General features: G+C 62.3%; 15 protein-coding genes. 4 read left to right on the top strand and 11 right to left on the bottom strand.

Translation table 11 applies throughout. The features are described from left to right. Window positions 1-103 precede the first annotated feature (103 nt). The 8 genes from BX592_RS13575 to BX592_RS13540 form a co-directional block, all read right to left on the bottom strand. Window positions 104-667, bottom strand: a complete 564-nt coding sequence (locus BX592_RS13575) for a histone H1-like DNA-binding protein (protein WP_134192306.1) — start codon at window positions 665-667, stop codon at window positions 104-106. 29 nt (window positions 668-696) lie between these two features. Continuing rightward, window positions 697-1050 (bottom strand): hypothetical protein, encoded by a 354-nt coding sequence (locus BX592_RS34400; protein WP_134192305.1) that lies wholly within the window; start codon window positions 1048-1050, stop codon window positions 697-699. A gap of 82 nt (window positions 1051-1132) precedes the next feature. Beyond that, window positions 1133-2401, bottom strand: coding sequence for a ribonucleotide-diphosphate reductase subunit beta (locus BX592_RS13565; protein WP_134192304.1), 1269 nt, complete (start codon window positions 2399-2401; stop codon window positions 1133-1135). 731 nt (window positions 2402-3132) lie between these two features. Continuing rightward, complete coding sequence (locus BX592_RS13560) at window positions 3133-6150, bottom strand: ribonucleoside-diphosphate reductase subunit alpha (RefSeq protein WP_134192303.1); 3018 nt, start codon at window positions 6148-6150, stop codon at window positions 3133-3135. Window positions 6151-6195: 45 nt separating this feature from the next. Further along, window positions 6196-6384: a hypothetical protein gene (locus tag BX592_RS13555; protein WP_134192302.1), complete on the bottom strand. Its 189-nt coding sequence runs from the start codon at window positions 6382-6384 to the stop codon at window positions 6196-6198. 358 nt (window positions 6385-6742) lie between these two features. After that, the gene (ampD, locus tag BX592_RS13550) at window positions 6743-7339 is read right to left on the bottom strand and encodes a 1,6-anhydro-N-acetylmuramyl-L-alanine amidase AmpD (protein WP_134192301.1); all 597 of its coding nucleotides are present in this window, start codon (window positions 7337-7339) and stop codon (window positions 6743-6745) included. After that, the gene (locus BX592_RS13545) at window positions 7336-7710 is read right to left on the bottom strand and encodes a PP0621 family protein (protein ID WP_134192300.1); all 375 of its coding nucleotides are present in this window, start codon (window positions 7708-7710) and stop codon (window positions 7336-7338) included. The genes ampD and BX592_RS13545 overlap by 4 nt, the downstream gene beginning before the upstream one ends. An 8-nt stretch (window positions 7711-7718) precedes the next feature. Continuing rightward, window positions 7719-8702, bottom strand: a complete 984-nt coding sequence (locus BX592_RS13540; protein WP_134192299.1) for a cytochrome C assembly family protein — start codon at window positions 8700-8702, stop codon at window positions 7719-7721. 122 nt (window positions 8703-8824) lie between these two features. On the opposite strand from BX592_RS13540, the gene ffh reads away from it, so the two are divergent. Continuing rightward, entirely contained in the window at window positions 8825-10192 is a 1368-nt protein-coding gene (gene ffh, locus BX592_RS13535; RefSeq protein WP_134192298.1) for a signal recognition particle protein, read from the top strand. A gap of 138 nt (window positions 10193-10330) precedes the next feature. Beyond that, a complete protein-coding gene (locus tag BX592_RS13530) occupies window positions 10331-10882 on the top strand; it encodes a hypoxanthine-guanine phosphoribosyltransferase (RefSeq protein ID WP_134192297.1) in 552 nt (183 codons plus the stop codon). Window positions 10883-10964: 82 nt separating this feature from the next. Here the strand turns inward: BX592_RS13530 and BX592_RS13525 are convergent, their stop codons facing one another. Both BX592_RS13525 and BX592_RS13520 read right to left on the bottom strand, forming a co-directional pair. Beyond that, window positions 10965-11561, bottom strand: coding sequence for a MarC family protein (locus BX592_RS13525; RefSeq protein WP_134192296.1), 597 nt, complete (start codon window positions 11559-11561; stop codon window positions 10965-10967). A 12-nt stretch (window positions 11562-11573) separates the two neighbouring features. Next, window positions 11574-13310 (bottom strand): proline--tRNA ligase, encoded by a 1737-nt coding sequence (locus tag BX592_RS13520; protein ID WP_134192295.1) that lies wholly within the window; start codon window positions 13308-13310, stop codon window positions 11574-11576. Between the two features lie 353 nt (window positions 13311-13663). Here BX592_RS13520 and BX592_RS13515 point away from each other — a divergent pair, with 353 nt between their 5' ends. Then, window positions 13664-14356: an RNA pyrophosphohydrolase gene (locus tag BX592_RS13515; protein ID WP_134192294.1), complete on the top strand. Its 693-nt coding sequence runs from the start codon at window positions 13664-13666 to the stop codon at window positions 14354-14356. An 89-nt stretch (window positions 14357-14445) separates the two neighbouring features. Further along, window positions 14446-15006, top strand: coding sequence for a CNP1-like family protein (locus BX592_RS13510; RefSeq protein ID WP_134192293.1), 561 nt, complete (start codon window positions 14446-14448; stop codon window positions 15004-15006). A gap of 79 nt (window positions 15007-15085) precedes the next feature. Here BX592_RS13510 and proB read toward each other — a convergent pair whose 3' ends face one another. Continuing rightward, entirely contained in the window at window positions 15086-16204 is a 1119-nt protein-coding gene (gene proB / locus BX592_RS13505) for a glutamate 5-kinase (RefSeq protein WP_134192292.1), read from the bottom strand. Between the last annotated feature and the right edge of the window lie 30 nt (window positions 16205-16234).

Genomic DNA, 16234 nt, shown 5'->3' with positions numbered 1-16234 from the left:
GATTGAGTAGCGCTACTCAACCGAGCCGGCACGCGCCTTGAATGCGCGCAGCACCGGCTCTTACTGCGTATAGCTTTGCAAAGCCACGCTCTGCGTGCCGCTATTACGGGCGCGGGCCGGTCGGAAACGGCCATGCAGCGGCCGGATTCAACGCGGTCTTGACCGTCGAAGCAGGCGCAGCCGATGCGGCGGTCGCAGCCGGAGCAGGGGCAGCCTTCTTCGCAACAGCCTTCTTCGCAGGGGCAGCCTTCTTCGCAGGCGCCGCAGCCTTCTTCGCGGCAGCCTTTTTCGCAGGCCCGGCCTTCTTGGCCGCCTTCTTCGCAGCGACCTTTTTCGCAGCAGCCTTCTTCGCTACTTTCTTCGCAGCAGCCTTTTTCGCCGGCGCCTTTTTCGCAGCAACCTTCTTCGCTGCGGTCTTCTTCGCCGGTGCTGCCTTCTTCGCAGCGACCTTCTTCACTGCAACTTTCTTCGCAGCGACTTTCTTTGCTGCTGCCTTCTTCGCCGGCGCCTTCTTAGCGGCAACCTTCTTCACTGCCACTTTCTTCGCAGCAACCTTCTTCACTGCGACTTTCTTGGCAGCTGCCTTCTTGGCCGGAGCGGCCTTCTTCGCGGCAACCTTCTTCACTGCCGCTTTCTTCGCAGCAGGCTTCTTTTTGGCCATTGCCATAATTTTCTCCTTCAGGTTTCAGATGAGAGTTAAATCAAACAACACCCTTCGTCATCAAAACCCGTTTCCCGCGGACGCTTTTCAGGGCATGCGCTACGAAGCGGGCTATTCATCGGCGTACGCCTATCCAACGCGCTTACGCTAATGAATACGGTAAGGCGCGCGGTGTCCTGTGACACCGCGCGCCAAGTCCAGTCGACGTCGGATACCGACGCCGGCAAGCGTTTGATCAAGCCGCCTGCGATCGCATCAGCGACCCGGCAAGCAGCTTTTCGTAAGGGGAAGTTTGCCCATCCCACTGAAGGGTTCGCAAAGTGCCTCTGATCTTTGTGAGCCCGTTTCGGGACCCATGGGGCGCCTATGGCACCCGGCACGCTCTGCATCAGGCAGTCATACTCCTAACCAATATGCCGCGGCCCGTGCCAGCGGCATCCCCATCAATCTCATATGCAGCGCGAGGGACGTCTATTCCCAGGAGAGCGCGCCGCCAGTCTGATATTCGATCACCCGCGTCTCGAAGAAGTTGCGTTCCTTCTTCAGGTCGATCATCTCGCTCATCCACGGGAACGGGTTTTCCTCGTTCGGGAACAGCGGATCGAGACCGATCTGCTGGCAACGCCGGTTGCAGATGAAGCGCAGATAGCTCTTGAACATCGACGCGTTCAGACCGAGTACCCCCCGTGGCATCGTATCTTCGGCGTAGCGATATTCAAGGTCGACCGCCTGCTTGAACAGCTCGCGGATGTCCGCGCGAAACTCAGCCGTCCACAGATGCGGGTTTTCAAGCTTGATCTGGTTGATCAGGTCGATGCCGAAATTGCAGTGCATCGACTCGTCGCGCAGGATGTACTGGTACTGCTCCGCCGCGCCGGTCATCTTGTTCTGGCGGCCGAGCGCCAGGATTTGCGTGAAGCCGACGTAGAAGAACAGGCCCTCCATCACACAGGCGAACACGATCAGCGACTTGAGCAGCTTCTGGTCTGCTTCGAGCGTGCCGGTCTTGAAGGCCGGGTCGGTCAGCGTATGGATGAACGGGATCAGGAATTCGTCTTTGGCGCGGATCGACGCGACTTCGTGGTACGCGTTGAAGATCTCGCCCTCGTCGAGCCCGAGCGACTCGACGATGTACTGGTAGGCGTGCGTGTGGATCGCCTCTTCGAACGCCTGGCGCAGCAGGAACTGGCGGCATTCGGGCGCCGTGATGTGGCGGTAGGTGCCCAGCACGATGTTGTTCGCCGCGAGCGAGTCGGCCGTCACGAAGAAGCCGAGGTTGCGCTTGACGACGCGACGCTCGTCCTCGGTCAGCCCATTCGGGTCTTTCCACAGTGCGATGTCGCGGGACATGTTGATTTCCTGCGGCATCCAGTGGTTCGCGCAACCGGACAGATACTTCTCCCACGCCCACTTGTACTTGAACGGCACCAGCTGATTGACGTCGGTCTGGCCGTTGATGATGCGCTTGTCGGCGACATTCACGCGCGCTTCGGACGAAGCGGCAGCGGTCGTGGCAGCACCTGAAGTAGCGGTAGGCGCCGCAGCCTGGTCAGCAAGACGGGTGACAGCGGGAGCCACAGCGATGTCGCCCGCGAAGATGTCTTGAGCGGAGGGAGCTTGATGAGCGGCACGCGTTTCGACTTGCGAACCGACAACCGTTCCCGCAGCGTTGCGCAACACATTTTGTTGCGAAGCGCTCGACGGAGTTACGGCACTGATCTCGTCATCCCAGTTGAGCATAAATGTCACCATCAATTTAGATCGGTTTGTACCATCTTTTCACGAGTGATAAAAGGGCTCGCTCATGAAAATTCGTGTTTTCGATTCACGTTGCGACCTTCATACAACACTTTGTTCAACAGACTGTGAAGGTCGATGCAGTGAAGCCGATTGAAATGCACATCGTTGAAGTCATGTCGACGTGCTGCACTTCATCGTGAAGCGTCGTTTCGAAGCGCTGTTGAAGATGCTTTTGCAGTCGCTTCGAAGCCGATGTAAAGAAGCCATCAATGTGCGTCGCTGCGCTTCGAGTGGTCCGCGTTGCACGTGTGATGCGGTTGTCGCGTAGTGCTTTATCTACTGCGTTGAGGTCAAGGTCGGGGCTAAATTCGCGGTCATGGTCGCGGCGATGAGCTGTGTCGTGTGTCCCGCGCGGTGGCGCGGTTCGAAGCGGCACGAAGCAGTTCAACGCTGTTCAGAGCAGATCGGGCAGCGAGTGCGCGCACGGCGATGGAAGAAGTGCGTCGGGATTGCGGTGTGCAACGCGTTCGCTTCCGCCTCGCGGCTTGCAACCAGGCTACCTGACCAACCTGAGTACCTTTGACGATCGCGTCACTCCGCTCTCACTGCGAACCCAGTACGGCATCGACCGGTTCGACTGAGCGCTTCGAGCGAACGCGCTGATCAACTGCATGGTGACTACGCGCGCCGGCGGCGTCGGGACTGCGCCGCCGCCGGCGTGTTACTCCGTGTTACTGACACGCCTCGCACTCGTCGAAGCCAGGGTCGCCCGGACGCATCATGCAGACCGGACCATCGGCTTGCGGCGCTGCATCGACAGTTACAGCCACAGCCGCAGCGGGAGCAACCGCAGCCGACGCCTGCATACCGCCCGACGACACACCGCCACCCGCGCCACCGCCCACACCGAAGCCGCCCGCCGCACCGCCTGCGCCACCTGCACCGCCGTCATTGCTCGGCACCGCGTTCAGCGCGCCGTGCGCGACCGTCGACTTCTCGACGTGCGTTGCCGCCATCGTGCGCAGGTAGTAGGTGGTCTTCAGGCCGCGCAGCCACGCGAGCTTGTAGACCTCGTCGAGCTTCTTGCCCGACGCGCCCGCCATATAGATATTGAGCGACTGCGCCTGGTCGATCCACTTCTGCCGGCGCGAAGCCGCCTCGACGAGCCAACCCGGGTCGACTTCGAACGCGGTCGCGTAGATCGCGCGCAGGTCGGACGGGATCCGGTCGATACGCGACAGCGAGCCGTCGAAGTACTTCAGGTCGGCAACCATCACCTCGTCCCACAGGCCGCGCGCCTTCAGGTCGCGCACGAGGTAGTCGTTCACCACCGTGAACTCACCCGACAGGTTCGACTTCACATACAGGTTCTGGAAGGTCGGCTCGATACACGCGGACACGCCGATGATGTTCGAGATCGTCGCGGTCGGCGCGATCGCGATGCAGTTCGAGTTGCGCATACCGTGTGCCGCGATGCGCGCACGCAGCGACGTCCAGTCCATCGACTCGCTGGAATCGACTTCGACGTAGCCGCCGCGCTGCTCGGCGAGCAGCTTCAGCGTGTCCTGCGGCAGGATGCCGCGATCCCACAGCGAGCCGCGGTAGCTCGAGTAGCGGCCGCGCTCCTCGGCGAGCTCGGTCGACGCCCAGTACGCGTAGTAGCAGACCGCTTCCATCGACTGGTCGGCGAACTCGACCGCTTCCCGCGACGCGTACGGCGTGCGCAGCAGGTGCAGGCAGTCCTGGAAGCCCATGATGCCCATGCCGACCGGGCGGTGCTTCAGGTTCGAGTTACGGGCCTTCGCGACCGCGTAGTAGTTGATGTCGATCACGTTGTCGAGCATCCGCATCGCAACGCTGACCGTGCGCTTGAGCTTGTCGTGGTCGAGCGCAAGCGTGCCGTCGGCCTGCGGCTTCATATGCGCAACGAGGTTCACCGAGCCCAGGTTGCAGACGGCGATCTCGGTATCGCTGGTATTCAGCGTGATTTCCGTGCACAGATTCGACGAGTGGACGACGCCGACATGCTGCTGCGGACTGCGGATGTTGCACGGATCCTTGAAGGTGATCCACGGATGGCCGGTCTCGAACAGCATGCCGAGCATCTTGCGCCACAGGTTCGCCGCCGGAATCTTCTTGAACAGCTTGAGTTCGCCGCGCGCGACCTTGTCTTCGTAAGCGGTGTAAGCGGCTTCGAAGTCCGCGCCGAACTTGTCGTGCAGGTCCGGGCAGGTGGACGGCGAGAACAGCGTCCAGTCGCCGCCCTCGTGAACGCGCTTCATGAACAGGTCCGGAATCCAGTTCGCGGTGTTCATGTCGTGCGTGCGGCGGCGGTCGTCACCCGTGTTCTTGCGCAGCTCGAGGAATTCTTCGATGTCGAGGTGCCACGACTCGAGGTACGCGCACACCGCGCCTTTGCGCTTGCCACCCTGGTTCACCGCGACAGCCGTGTCGTTGACCACCTTCAGGAACGGCACCACGCCCTGCGACTTGCCGTTGGTGCCCTTGATGTGCGAGCCGAGCGCGCGCACACGCGTCCAGTCGTTGCCGAGGCCGCCGGCGAACTTCGACAGCAGCGCGTTTTCCTTCAGCGCCTCGTAGATGCCGTCGAGGTCGTCGTCGACCGTCGTGAGGTAGCACGACGACAGCTGCGAGCGGCGCGTGCCCGAGTTGAACAGCGTGGGCGTCGAACTCATGAAGTCGAAGCTCGACAGCACGTTGTAGAACTCGATCGCACGCGCTTCCCGGTCGATTTCGTTCAGCGACAGGCCCATCGCGACACGCATAAAGAATGCCTGGGGCATCTCGATGCGGGTGCCGTCGACGTGCAGGAAGTAGCGGTCATACAGCGTTTGCAGGCCGAGGTAGCCGAACTGCAGGTCGCGGTTCGCGTCGAGCGCGGCGCCCAGGCGCTTCAGATCGAACTGCAGCAGCTTGTCGTCGAGCAGTTCCGCCTGTACGCCGCGCTTGATGAAGAGCGGGAAGTACTCGGCGTAGCGCTCGCCCATTTGCGCGTGCGTAACTTCTTCTTCGAGGATCTCGCGGCGGATGGTATGCAGCAGGATACGCGCGGTGGCCTGGCTGTACGCCGGGTCTTTCTCGATCATCGTGCGCGCGGCCAGAATGGCCGAGTCGTACACCTGGCTCATCGGCACGCCGTCGTACAGGTTCTTCACCGTCTCGGCGACGATCGGCTCCGCGCTCACCGCGTCGCCGAGGTTCGCGCACGCCGATTCGATCAGCGCGCGCAACGCATTCAGATCGAGCGGGCGCGTGACGCCGTTGTCGGTCACGTTCAGGCCCGACTCGGCAACCTGCCCTTCCTGCGCCTGGCCGCGCTCCTGGCTGCGCTTCTCGCGATACAGCACGTACGCGCGTGCAACGTTGTGCTCGCCGCCGCGCATCAGCGCGAGTTCGACCTGATCCTGAATGTCTTCGATGTGGAACGTGCCGCCGTTCGGGCGGCTGCGCAGCAATGCGCGCACGACGCCTTGCGTCAGTTGCTCCACCAGTTCGCGCACGCGCGCCGACGCTGCGCCTTGACCGCCGTTGACGGCCAGAAAAGCCTTCGTCGCCGCGATCGCGATTTTCGAAGGCTCGAACGACACCACGCTGCCGTTGCGACGGATCACCTTATAGTCGGCGAAGGTCGTCGGCGCGAGCGCTTGCGCGCCCTGAGCCTGTCCGGCGAGCGGAAGGCCAGTGGGTGCGCCCTCGTACCGGGTCGTCACGTTGTCGGTCGTTTGCATGTGCAAAAGCTCCTGGTCTGGGGATGGTGCGGACGTAACCGCGGATTAAAACAATCGCTGCGCCGGCGCGGACGCGAGCGAGGTACGGGTTCGATCAAAACTGCAATGGGGATGGCCGCTCAGGCGGACGGGTTCGCCCTGTTTGCGGCGGCGGGAACAGCGCAACGCGATGGCCGGTTCGGACCCACGGCAAACCGGAAAAAAATCCGGCGCGCGGACGAGCGTCTTCATCATGCGTGTCGCGATCACTGGCTGGTCCCTTTTTCGAAGTTGCTGAGCTTCAATCGAAGTTGAAGTCGATGACGCGTTCGCCTGTAAACCAGCTTTGCAGCCGGCAGCCGCGGACGTCATTTCAGCGTTTTTTCAATGCCGGTAATGCTTTAGGCACCCTTCTCGTGAAGCGGGTACCTTGCCCCGATCAACACAACATCTTGTGGAAAACTGCTTTAACGGCACCAAGTATAGTGGACTTTAGCATTCGATCAATCGAAAAATTTAGCCCGCGCGGGTTGACAATTCGCTTCGCCGCGCCTGCATAAGGCCCACACGCAAGCAAGCCCAGTCTTGCTTTGCTGGCTTACGTCGCCGCCGCTCAACGTGCCGATGAGCGATGCCGATAGGGGAAATACTGAGAGGGAAATGAAGTTTCGCGTTGCAGTCGCGCCCAGTCGAAATGCGGACCCGGGTCCGTCTTGCGACCCGGCGCGATGTCCGAGTGACCGGCGAGCGCATCGATCGGATAGTGCGCGGCCAACGCTTGCGCGAGTGCGGCCAACGTGAGGTATTGCGCGGGCTCGAATGCCGTCGCGTCGCTGCCCTCGAGCTCGATGCCGATGGAAAAGTCGTTGCAGCGCTCGCGGCCGAAGAAGTTCGATGCACCCGCGTGCCAAGCGCGCTCGTTGCAGGAGACGAATTGCTCGAGCGCGCCGTCGCGAAGAATGACGAAGTGCGCGGACACACGCACGCCGCGCAGATGCGACGCGTAGTACGGATGCGCGTCGCAGTCGAGGCGGTTCAGGAACAGATCGGCGATCGCGCCGCCGCCGAATTCCCCCGGCGGCAGACTGATGTTGTGCACGACGATCAGCGTCGGCACCGCGTCCGCGGGACGCGCTTCGAAATTCGGCGATGGAAGTTGACGCGCGGCGGTGACCCAGCCGTCGGCGCGGACAGTGAAGCCGGACTTCATCGTCCTTCGCGGCCCTTTGCCTGCGCGACACGCGCTGCATAGCGCTGCGCGTGTTCGTGACCGCAGAAAACCTGGCCGCCGAGCGTCACCGAATCGCTTTTGGGTGCGTGCACGCCGCACTCGACGCAGCGGATCATCGGCTCCGGAAGTTGCCGGTTCGCGCTCGCGCGCGCCGCGCCATTGGGTCCACGCGTGCCGCCCGTCGCGCGGTTACTCGATGACTGATCGGCGCCGTGCGCACCGTTCGCACCCCGTTGATCGCGCGCGTTACCGTCGGCACGCGACGACGTGTGCGCATTGGAACGCCGCAGCGCCTTCACGAGCCATTGGCCGACGACGAACAGCAGGATCAGCAGAATGATTTGCCGCATGGGAACACTCAGACGACAGGGCGGTGCAACAGCACCTGGAAGACAAAACGGCTGCCAATATACGCGAGAAGCAACGCGACGAACGCCGCAAGCACCCAGCGCAATGCGGCACGGCCGCGCCAGCCGGATACTTTACGCGCGGTCAGCAGCGCGCCGAACATCACCCATGACAGGATCGCGAACACCGTCTTGTGATCGAACTTCAGTGGGCGATCCACCAGTTGCTCGTTGAACAGCATGCCAGACACGAGCGTCAGCGTGAGCAGCACAAAGCCCGCGCTGATCAACCGGAACAGCAGTTTCTCGAGCGTGAGCAATGGCGGCAGCGTGTCGAGCCAGCTCGACAACCAGCTGTTGCCGGTCGCGCCAGGGTTGCGCTGTGGCGCGCCGCGGCGGCCGCGCATCGTATGCAGGCGCCGCTCGGCGAGCAGCATCAGCACCGCGTGCAGCGCCGCGATCGCGAACATCCCATACGCGACGTTGGCGATCAGGAAGTGCAGCTTGAAGAGCGGCGCGGCCGCGTACGACAGCACGAGCACGCCACCGAACGCGAGCGGCAGCAGCGACGCGACGCAGGCGAGCGGCAGCACAAGCAATCGCAGACCGTCGAGCGGAAAGAAAAAACTCTCGACCCAGTAGATACCCGCGCCAAGCCAGAACATCGCGGACAGTGCGAACGCGAAACCGAACACCATCGCGTTCTGCGGAAAGATGGTCGTGTGCAGCAGCACGCCGTGGAACACCAGCGCGACAAACAGCAGGATGCGCACCGGCAACGTCATACCGACCGCCGCACCTGGCGCACGCTGCGGCGCGCTATCAATTGACAAAGGTGGCACGCCCATCGCGGACGGATTCAGCTTGCCGCCAGCGGCCAGCGAAGGTGCGCCCTCGAGCACCGGCGCAAGCGCCGCTTGACGATGCGAACGCCAGCCCGCGACGGCAAGTCCGCCGTACAGGAGTGCGGTGAGGGCATACAGTACAATATCCATGTTCGAAGTTTACACTAGGGTCCCTGGCCCGCGACGCTCAGGCCGAGCGCGCACGCACATCGCGTGCTGCCGCACGCACCATCCGTCGCACGCCAGCCGGGCCGCACTGTCCAACGCTCCCCATGCTCGACAATCTCACTCAACGGATGGCGCGCGTCGTCAAGACGCTGCGCGGCGAAGCCCGGCTCACCGAAGCCAATACGCAGGAGATGCTACGCGAAGTTCGGCTTGCGCTCCTCGAAGCCGACGTCGCATTGCCGGTCGTGCGCGACTTCATCGCCAAGGTGAAGGAAAAGGCGCTCGGCGAGGATGTGGTCGGCAGCCTGTCGCCAGGTCAGGCGCTCGTCGGCGTCGTGCAGCGCGAGCTGACCGCGGTGATCGGCGGCGACTATGAAGGCAAGGCAATCGAGCTGAACCTCGCGGTCACGCCGCCTGCGATCATTCTGATGGCCGGTCTGCAAGGCGCCGGTAAAACCACGACGGTCGGCAAGCTCGCGAAACTTTTGCGCGAGAAGTACAAGAAAAAGGTGCTCACCGTTTCGTGCGACGTATACCGCCCGGCCGCAATCGCGCAGTTGAAGACGGTGACCGAGCAGGTCGGCGCCGATTTCTTCCCGTCGCAGCCGGATCAGAAACCGGTCGACATCGCGCGCGCCGCGGTCGACTGGGCAAAGCGCCATTATCACGACGTGCTGCTCGTCGATACGGCCGGCCGCCTCGGTATCGACGAAGCGATGATGCAGGAAATCTCAGCGCTGCATAGCACGCTGAATCCGTCCGAAACGCTTTTCGTCGTCGACGCGATGCTCGGCCAGGACGCGGTCAATACCGCGAAGGCGTTCAACGACGCGCTGCCGCTAACCGGCGTCGTGCTCACCAAGCTCGACGGCGACTCGCGCGGCGGCGCTGCGCTGTCGGTGCGGCACATCACCGGCAAGCCGATCAAGTTCGTCGGTGTCGCGGAGAAGCTCGACGGCCTCGAGATCTTCTACCCGGATCGCATGGCGAACCGGATTCTCGGCATGGGCGATATTCTCGCGCTCGTCGAGGAAGCGCAGCGCGGCGTCGATGTGCAAGCGGCGCAAAAGCTCGCGGACAAGGTCAAGAAAGGCGGCGACTTCGACCTGAACGATTTCCGCGCGCAACTTTCGCAGATGAAGAACATGGGCGGCCTGTCGTCGCTGATGGACAAACTCCCCGCGCAATTCCAGCAGGCTGCGGCGGGCGCCGATATGGGCCAGGCGGAAAAGCAGATGCGCCGGATGGAAGGAATCATCAACTCGATGACCCCGCAGGAGCGCGCGAAACCCGAGCTGATCAAGGCGACCCGCAAACGCCGCATCGCGGCGGGCGCCGGCGTACAGGTGCAGGAAGTCAACCGGATGCTCAATCAATACGAGCAGATGCGCACGATGATGAAAAAGCTGAAGGGCGGCAATCTGCAGAAAATGATGCGCGGCATGAAAGGCATGCTGCCTGGCATGCGCTGAGCGGCGCTTGGGTGCGGTCGCTGGCGTGCGGTCGAATTGGTGCGTTTTTATGTCGGGTTTATTCCGGGTTTATTCTCTAGCGCGTGGCGCCGTTGTCTCTCACACTAATATGTATACAGTTACCGCCCGCCGACCGTCATGAACCGCGAAGAAGCCCTGCAGATTTTCAGCCAGTCCGAAGAGATCGTCTCGGCCGCCGACGTCACCGCGTCGATCGCGCGAATGGCCGACGCGATCCGCGCCGAGATGAGCGACGTATTTCCGCTGGTGCTGTCGGTGATGGGCGGCGCCGCTGTGTTCACCGGCATGCTGCTGCCGCACCTCGACTTCCCGCTCGAGTTTGATTACATCCACCTCACCCGTTACCGGAACGCCACCCAGGGTAGCCACGACATGCAATGGCGTGTCGCGCCGGCCGAATCAGTGAAGGACCGCGTCGTGCTCGTGCTCGACGACATCCTCGACGAGGGCGAGACGATGGCCGCTATCCGCGACCGCATTCTCGCGATGGGCGCGAAGCGCTTTATGAGTGCGGTGCTGTGCGAGAAAATTATTGCGAAGTCGAAGCCGCTTCGTCCCGACTTCTGCGGCGTCGAAGTGCCGGACCGCTATGTGTTCGGCTGTGGCATGGACGCAAAGGGATACTGGCGTAACCTGCCGACGATTCGCGCGCTGACCGCGCACACGTGAGCGGTATCGGCAGAGCTTTTCCGATGAGGTGATCAGCTGTTTGCTGGCCCGCTGCGCGCAATTGTCGCGGGCCGCCGCATTATCAGAGCTGATGCACAAACGCGCGGATGCCGTCCAGAATCATTTCGACAGAAATCGCGACCAGCACAAGCCCCATCAACCGCTCGAACGCGGTGACCGTGCGCTCGCCGAGCCACTGCTGAATCCGCTCCGATAGCACCAGCACGATCGCGCAGACCACCATCGTGACGGTCAGCGCGGCGACCCACTCGAGCATCTTGCCGGGCGCCTGAGACGTCAGCAGCATCACGGTCGCGAGGGCCGACGGACCAGCCAGCGCCGGGATCGCCAACGGCACGATCAGTGGCTCGCCGCCGCGCGTCACGCCGGTCAAGCCGTCCGGATGCGGGAAGATCATCCGCAGCGCGATCAGAAACAGCACAATGCCGCCACCGATGCGCAACGACAGATCGGTCAGATGCATCATCCGCAAAAAGCGATCGCCGGCCATCATGAAGGCCAGCAGAATCACAAACGCGATCGCGACCTCGCGCAGAATCACCCACGCCCGGCGATGCGGCGTCACGCCCCTCAAGCAACTGACGAAGAGCGGGATATTGCCGAGCGGATCCGTGATCAGAATCAGCAGGACCGTCGCGGACAGGAAGTTGTACTCCACCGTCCGCTCCGCTTAGTGGGCTAGCGCTGCCTTGATTTTGTCGATGACGGTCTGTGCGGCCGCTTCGACCGGCAGCAGCGTCGCCTCGGTGTCGCGCCGGCCCTGGTACTCGATCTTGCCGTCCTTCAGCCCGCGATCGCCGATCACGAGCCGATGCGGTACACCGATCAGTTCCCAGTCGGCAAACATCACGCCGGGGCGCTCGCCGCGATCGTCGAGAATCACGTCGATGCCGGCTGCGCTCAGTTCGTCGTGCAGCTTGTCAGCCTGCTCGCGCACCGCCTCGCTGCGGTCATAACCCATCGGGCACAGCACGACCTCGAACGGCGCGATGGATTCCGGCCAGATGATGCCCTTGTCGTCGAAATTCTGTTCGATCGCCGCGCCGAGAATGCGCGTGATGCCGATGCCATAGCAGCCCATCACCATCGGCTGCGGCTTGCCGGTTTCGTCGAGGAACGTGGCGTTCATCGCCACCGAATAGCGGGTTCCGAGCTGGAACACGTGGCCGACCTCGATGCCGCGGCAGATGTCGAGCACGCCCTTGCCGTCCGGTGACGGATCGCCTTTGACCACATTGCGGATATCCGCGACGACCGGCTCCGGCAGGTCACGCCCCCAGTTCACGCCGGTCGTGTGATAGTCGACTTCGTTCGAGCCGACGACAAAGTCGCTCATGTTCGCGACCGTGCTGTCGGCGATCACCTTGACCGGCTTCTTCGTGTTCAGCGGCCCAAGGTAGCCCGGCGGCGTGCCGAACCATTCGACAATTTCCGCTTCGGTCGCGAAGCGGAAATCGGCGAGGCCCGGCAGCTTTCCAGCCTTGATCTCGTTCAGTTCGTGGTCGCCGCGCAGCAACAATAGCCAGATGGTCGGCTCGGCGCCTTCGTTGTCGGTGGCGAGCACGATCGACTTGATCGTGCGCTCGAGCGGAATGTTCAGAAGCTCGGCAACCTGCTCGCACTTCGCCTTGCCGGGCGTCGCGGTTTTCGTCAGCGGTTCGGCGGGCGCCGCGCGCTGTGCGATCAACGGCAACGCATCGGCCGCTTCGACGTTCGCTGCGTACTCCGAAGTCGGGCAGTACGCGATTGCATCCTCACCGGTATCGGCAATCACATGAAATTCGTGCGAACCGCTGCCGCCGATCGAACCGTTATCCGCCGCAACCGCGCGGAATTCGAGACCGAGGCGTGTGAAAATGCGCACATACGCGTCGTACATCTTCCGATACGTCTCTTTCAGACCGTCGACGTCCTTATCGAACGAGTACGCGTCCTTCATGATGAACTCGCGTCCGCGCATCACGCCGAAACGCGGACGAATCTCGTCGCGGAACTTGGTCTGGATCTGGTAGAAGTTCACCGGCATTTGCCGGTAACTTTTGATCTGGTTGCGTGCGATATCGGTGACGACTTCCTCGTGCGTCGGCCCGAGCACGAAGTCGCTCTGCTTGCGGTCCTTGAAGCGCAGCAGTTCCGGACCGTACTTCACCCAGCGCCCCGACTCCTGCCACAGTTCGGCCGGTTGCACCGACGGCATTAGCAGTTCGATCCCACCCGCCCGATTCATTTCCTCGCGCACGATCGCTTCCACTTTACGGATCGAACGCAGGCCGATTGGCAGATAGTTATAGATGCCGCCGGCCACGCGACGGATCATGCCGGCGCGCACCATAAGCTGGTGGCTGACAATTTCGGCGTCGGCAGGCGCTTCCTTGAGCGTACCGATAAAGAAACGGGAGGCTTTCATTCAGAGTTTTCCAAAAGCGGCGGAGCCAGGTCGGCCCGCCCAAAGAGATGGAACGGTAGCATTTGCGGACCCGGTTCGCCAAATCTCTGTCAGATTCGTGCGAAAAGCACGTGAGACTAGCGCGAAATGCGCGTGGACGTCACGACCACGGGATTCGGCGTCAACTCATGCCGTCCGCGTTCCGATACGGTGCGATTCAGCGGTGCATTCCGGCACTGTCCGACGCTCGATCGGTGCGTCATCAGGGTGTGATCCAGGGCCAACCCACATGCAATCCAGGTGCCGTCCGGGGTGCGTCTGGACCATTATCTGTTTATAATCAAAGCAATTTTAAGGGATTCGAAGGTGGTTGTATGCTGGATCGTGAAGGCTTTCGCCCGAACGTCGGCATCATCCTCTTGAACGCGCACAACGAGGTGTTTTGGGGTAAGCGGCTCCGTGAACATTCCTGGCAGTTTCCGCAAGGGGGCATCAAGTATGGTGAAACCCCCGTGCAAGCGATGTATCGGGAGTTACACGAAGAAACCGGGCTGCTTCCCGAGCACGTGAAGGTTGTCGGTCGCACGCGCGACTGGTTGCGTTATGAGGTGCCGGACAAGTTCATCAAGCGTGAAGTACGCGGGCATTACCGTGGCCAGAAGCAGATCTGGTTCCTCCTCCGTATGATCGGGCGGGATTGCGACATCTGCTTGCGCGCCACCGATCATCCCGAGTTCGATGCGTGGCGCTGGAATGAGTATTGGGTGCCGCTCGATTGCGTGATCGAGTTCAAGCGGGATGTATACCAGATGGCGTTGACGGAGCTCTCCCGCTTCCTGCGGCGGGCTGCACCGCGACCGGAAAAACCGGGTGGGCATCATGGGCAGCGTTATCCGCGGATGGCGTCGTCAGTAAATGTGCCGCCGGGGTCGGTCGCGGCCATTGCCGCGCCATCGGTCGGCGATGCGTCGTCCGTCGTGGTCGAAACGTCACTGCAAGCGTCGATTGAGTCGGACTGCGCGGAAGCCGAAAGCGTCATCGTTCGCATGCCGGGTTTGCACGACTGAGCGACGCAAGTCTGATATCGTGCGGCGCATCGCGTCGCGTCTGCCGGTGCGGCAACTCTGCCGCCGCGCCGGCGTTTCGGGGAAATCATTTGAAAGCGTTTGCTCTCGCCGTGGCTTGTGTCGCCACGGGCGTCCTGCTGGCCGGCTGCTCCAGTACCAACAAGCAACCGGCCACGCAGAAAGATTCAGACTTCCATTACCTGCTCGACATGCCGTCCAACTGGACTGAGAACAAGGTCGACAAGCTGCCACCGCTGCCCAACCCCGCTGACCTGCTGAAGTTCGAAGTGTCGCAAAACACGCCGCTGAGTTTCTTTGTCGATGCGAAGTCGATCACGGTCGGGTCGGACGGCGTCGTGCGCTATACGGTGGTGATTACAAGCCCGGGCGGCGCACGTAACGTCAACTACGAAGGCATTCGCTGCGACAACTACACGTGGCGTTTGTATGCGGGTCTCAATGACGATCACGACGGCTGGGATCGCACCGTCGAAAACGACTGGTCACGCATTGAAAACGGTGATCTGAACGCGTATCGCGCATCGCTGTATCAGGATTTCTTCTGCGCGAATCGACTGCCGGTGGGTTCGGCGCAGTCGATCGTTCAGAACATCCGCTACGAGCGGGTGCAGGGTCAGTTGAACCGCTGATCCGCTGCTGGAAGAGGCGGCGCGTCGGCGCGTCGCCTCGGTAACAATCAGACGGTGCTTGCTGGTGGTGAGTGCGCGACTAGACCAGCACCAGATTGTCGCGGTGAATCAGTTCAGGCTCGAGCATGTAGCCGAGCACCGATTCGATCTCGCCACTCGGGCGCCGCTGAATCAGCCTGGTCTCCGAACTGCTGTAGTTCGTCAGACCGCGCGCGACCTCCCGCCCGGACAGGTTCACGCATGCAATCACCTCGCCCCGCGCAAACGCGCCCTGCACATCGACGACACCGATCGGCAGCAGGCTCTTGCCGCCCTCAGTAAGCTTTTCCACCGCGCCGTTGTCGATCACGACGTGGCCTCGCACTTGCAGGTGATCCGCCATCCATTGCTTGCGCGCCGCCATGCGCGCCGTACGCGCAATCAATTGCGTGCCGATCGCTTCGCCCGATGCGAGCCTTGCAAGTACATCCGCCTCGCGGCCGCTGGCGATCACCGTGTCGGCCCCGCTGTGCGCCGCTCGCTTCGCGGCGAGGATTTTGGTCAGCATGCCGCCGCGGCCGATACTCGAGCCGGCGCCACCCGCCATCGCCTCCAGTTCAGGCGCGCCGGCGTCCGCCTGCTGCACGAGCGTTGCCGTCGGATCCTTGCGCGGATCGGCGGTATAGAGCCCCTGCTGATCGGTGAGAATGATTAACGCGTCGCCTTCGATCAGATTCGCAACCAGCGCACCCAGCGTATCGTTATCGCCGAACTTGATTTCGTCGGTGACGACCGTGTCGTTCTCATTGATGATCGGCACCACGCCAAGGCGCAGCAGCGTCAACAGCGTCGAGCGCGCGTTCAGGTAACGCTCGCGGTCCGCGAGGTCCGCGTGCGTGAGCAGAATCTGCGCGGTTCGAATCGAGTGCTCGGCGAACCGGCTTTCGTAAACCTGCGCAAGCCCCATTTGCCCGACCGCGGCCGCGGCTTGCAACTCGTCGATTTCGCGCGGGCGTTTCGTCCAGCCCAAGCGCTGCATGCCCTCAGCGATTGCCCCGGAACTCACCAGCACGACTTCCTTGCCTTGCTCGCGTAAAGCGGCAATCTGCGCAGCCCAGCGGCCGATTGCCGCATGATCGAGACCACGCCCGTCATTCGTGACGAGGCTCGATCCGACTTTGACGACCAGTCGGCGGGAATCTGCAATGACGGAACGCATGGTGCGCGATCTCCAGCAAGGTATCAGGGT

It is taken from the genome of Paraburkholderia rhizosphaerae (genome assembly GCF_004366595.1).
Taxonomy (GTDB): Bacteria; Pseudomonadota; Gammaproteobacteria; order Burkholderiales; family Burkholderiaceae; genus Paraburkholderia; species Paraburkholderia rhizosphaerae.
This window is presented reverse-complemented; position numbering and strand designations above follow the sequence as displayed.

Bases quoted from the DNA above. Each gene is read 5' to 3' on its own strand.
- BX592_RS13530 (WP_134192297.1), top strand. From the start codon at position 10,331: ATGAACCGCGAAGAAGCCCTGCAGATTTTCAGCCAGTCCGAAGAGATC.
- ffh (WP_134192298.1), top strand. From the start codon at position 8,825: ATGCTCGACAATCTCACTCAACGGATGGCGCGCGTCGTCAAGACGCTG.
- BX592_RS34400 (WP_134192305.1), bottom strand. From the start codon at position 1,050: ATGCAGAGCGTGCCGGGTGCCATAGGCGCCCCATGGGTCCCGAAACGG.
- ampD (WP_134192301.1), bottom strand. From the start codon at position 7,339: ATGAAGTCCGGCTTCACTGTCCGCGCCGACGGCTGGGTCACCGCCGCG.
- BX592_RS13565 (WP_134192304.1), bottom strand. From the start codon at position 2,401: ATGCTCAACTGGGATGACGAGATCAGTGCCGTAACTCCGTCGAGCGCT.
- BX592_RS13555 (WP_134192302.1), bottom strand. From the start codon at position 6,384: ATGATGAAGACGCTCGTCCGCGCGCCGGATTTTTTTCCGGTTTGCCGT.
- proB (WP_134192292.1), bottom strand. From the start codon at position 16,204: ATGCGTTCCGTCATTGCAGATTCCCGCCGACTGGTCGTCAAAGTCGGA.
- BX592_RS13560 (WP_134192303.1), bottom strand. From the start codon at position 6,150: ATGCAAACGACCGACAACGTGACGACCCGGTACGAGGGCGCACCCACT.
- BX592_RS13515 (WP_134192294.1), top strand. From the start codon at position 13,664: ATGCTGGATCGTGAAGGCTTTCGCCCGAACGTCGGCATCATCCTCTTG.
- BX592_RS13520 (WP_134192295.1), bottom strand. From the start codon at position 13,310: ATGAAAGCCTCCCGTTTCTTTATCGGTACGCTCAAGGAAGCGCCTGCC.
- BX592_RS13545 (WP_134192300.1), bottom strand. From the start codon at position 7,710: ATGCGGCAAATCATTCTGCTGATCCTGCTGTTCGTCGTCGGCCAATGG.
- BX592_RS13575 (WP_134192306.1), bottom strand. From the start codon at position 667: ATGGCAATGGCCAAAAAGAAGCCTGCTGCGAAGAAAGCGGCAGTGAAG.
- BX592_RS13540 (WP_134192299.1), bottom strand. From the start codon at position 8,702: ATGGATATTGTACTGTATGCCCTCACCGCACTCCTGTACGGCGGACTT.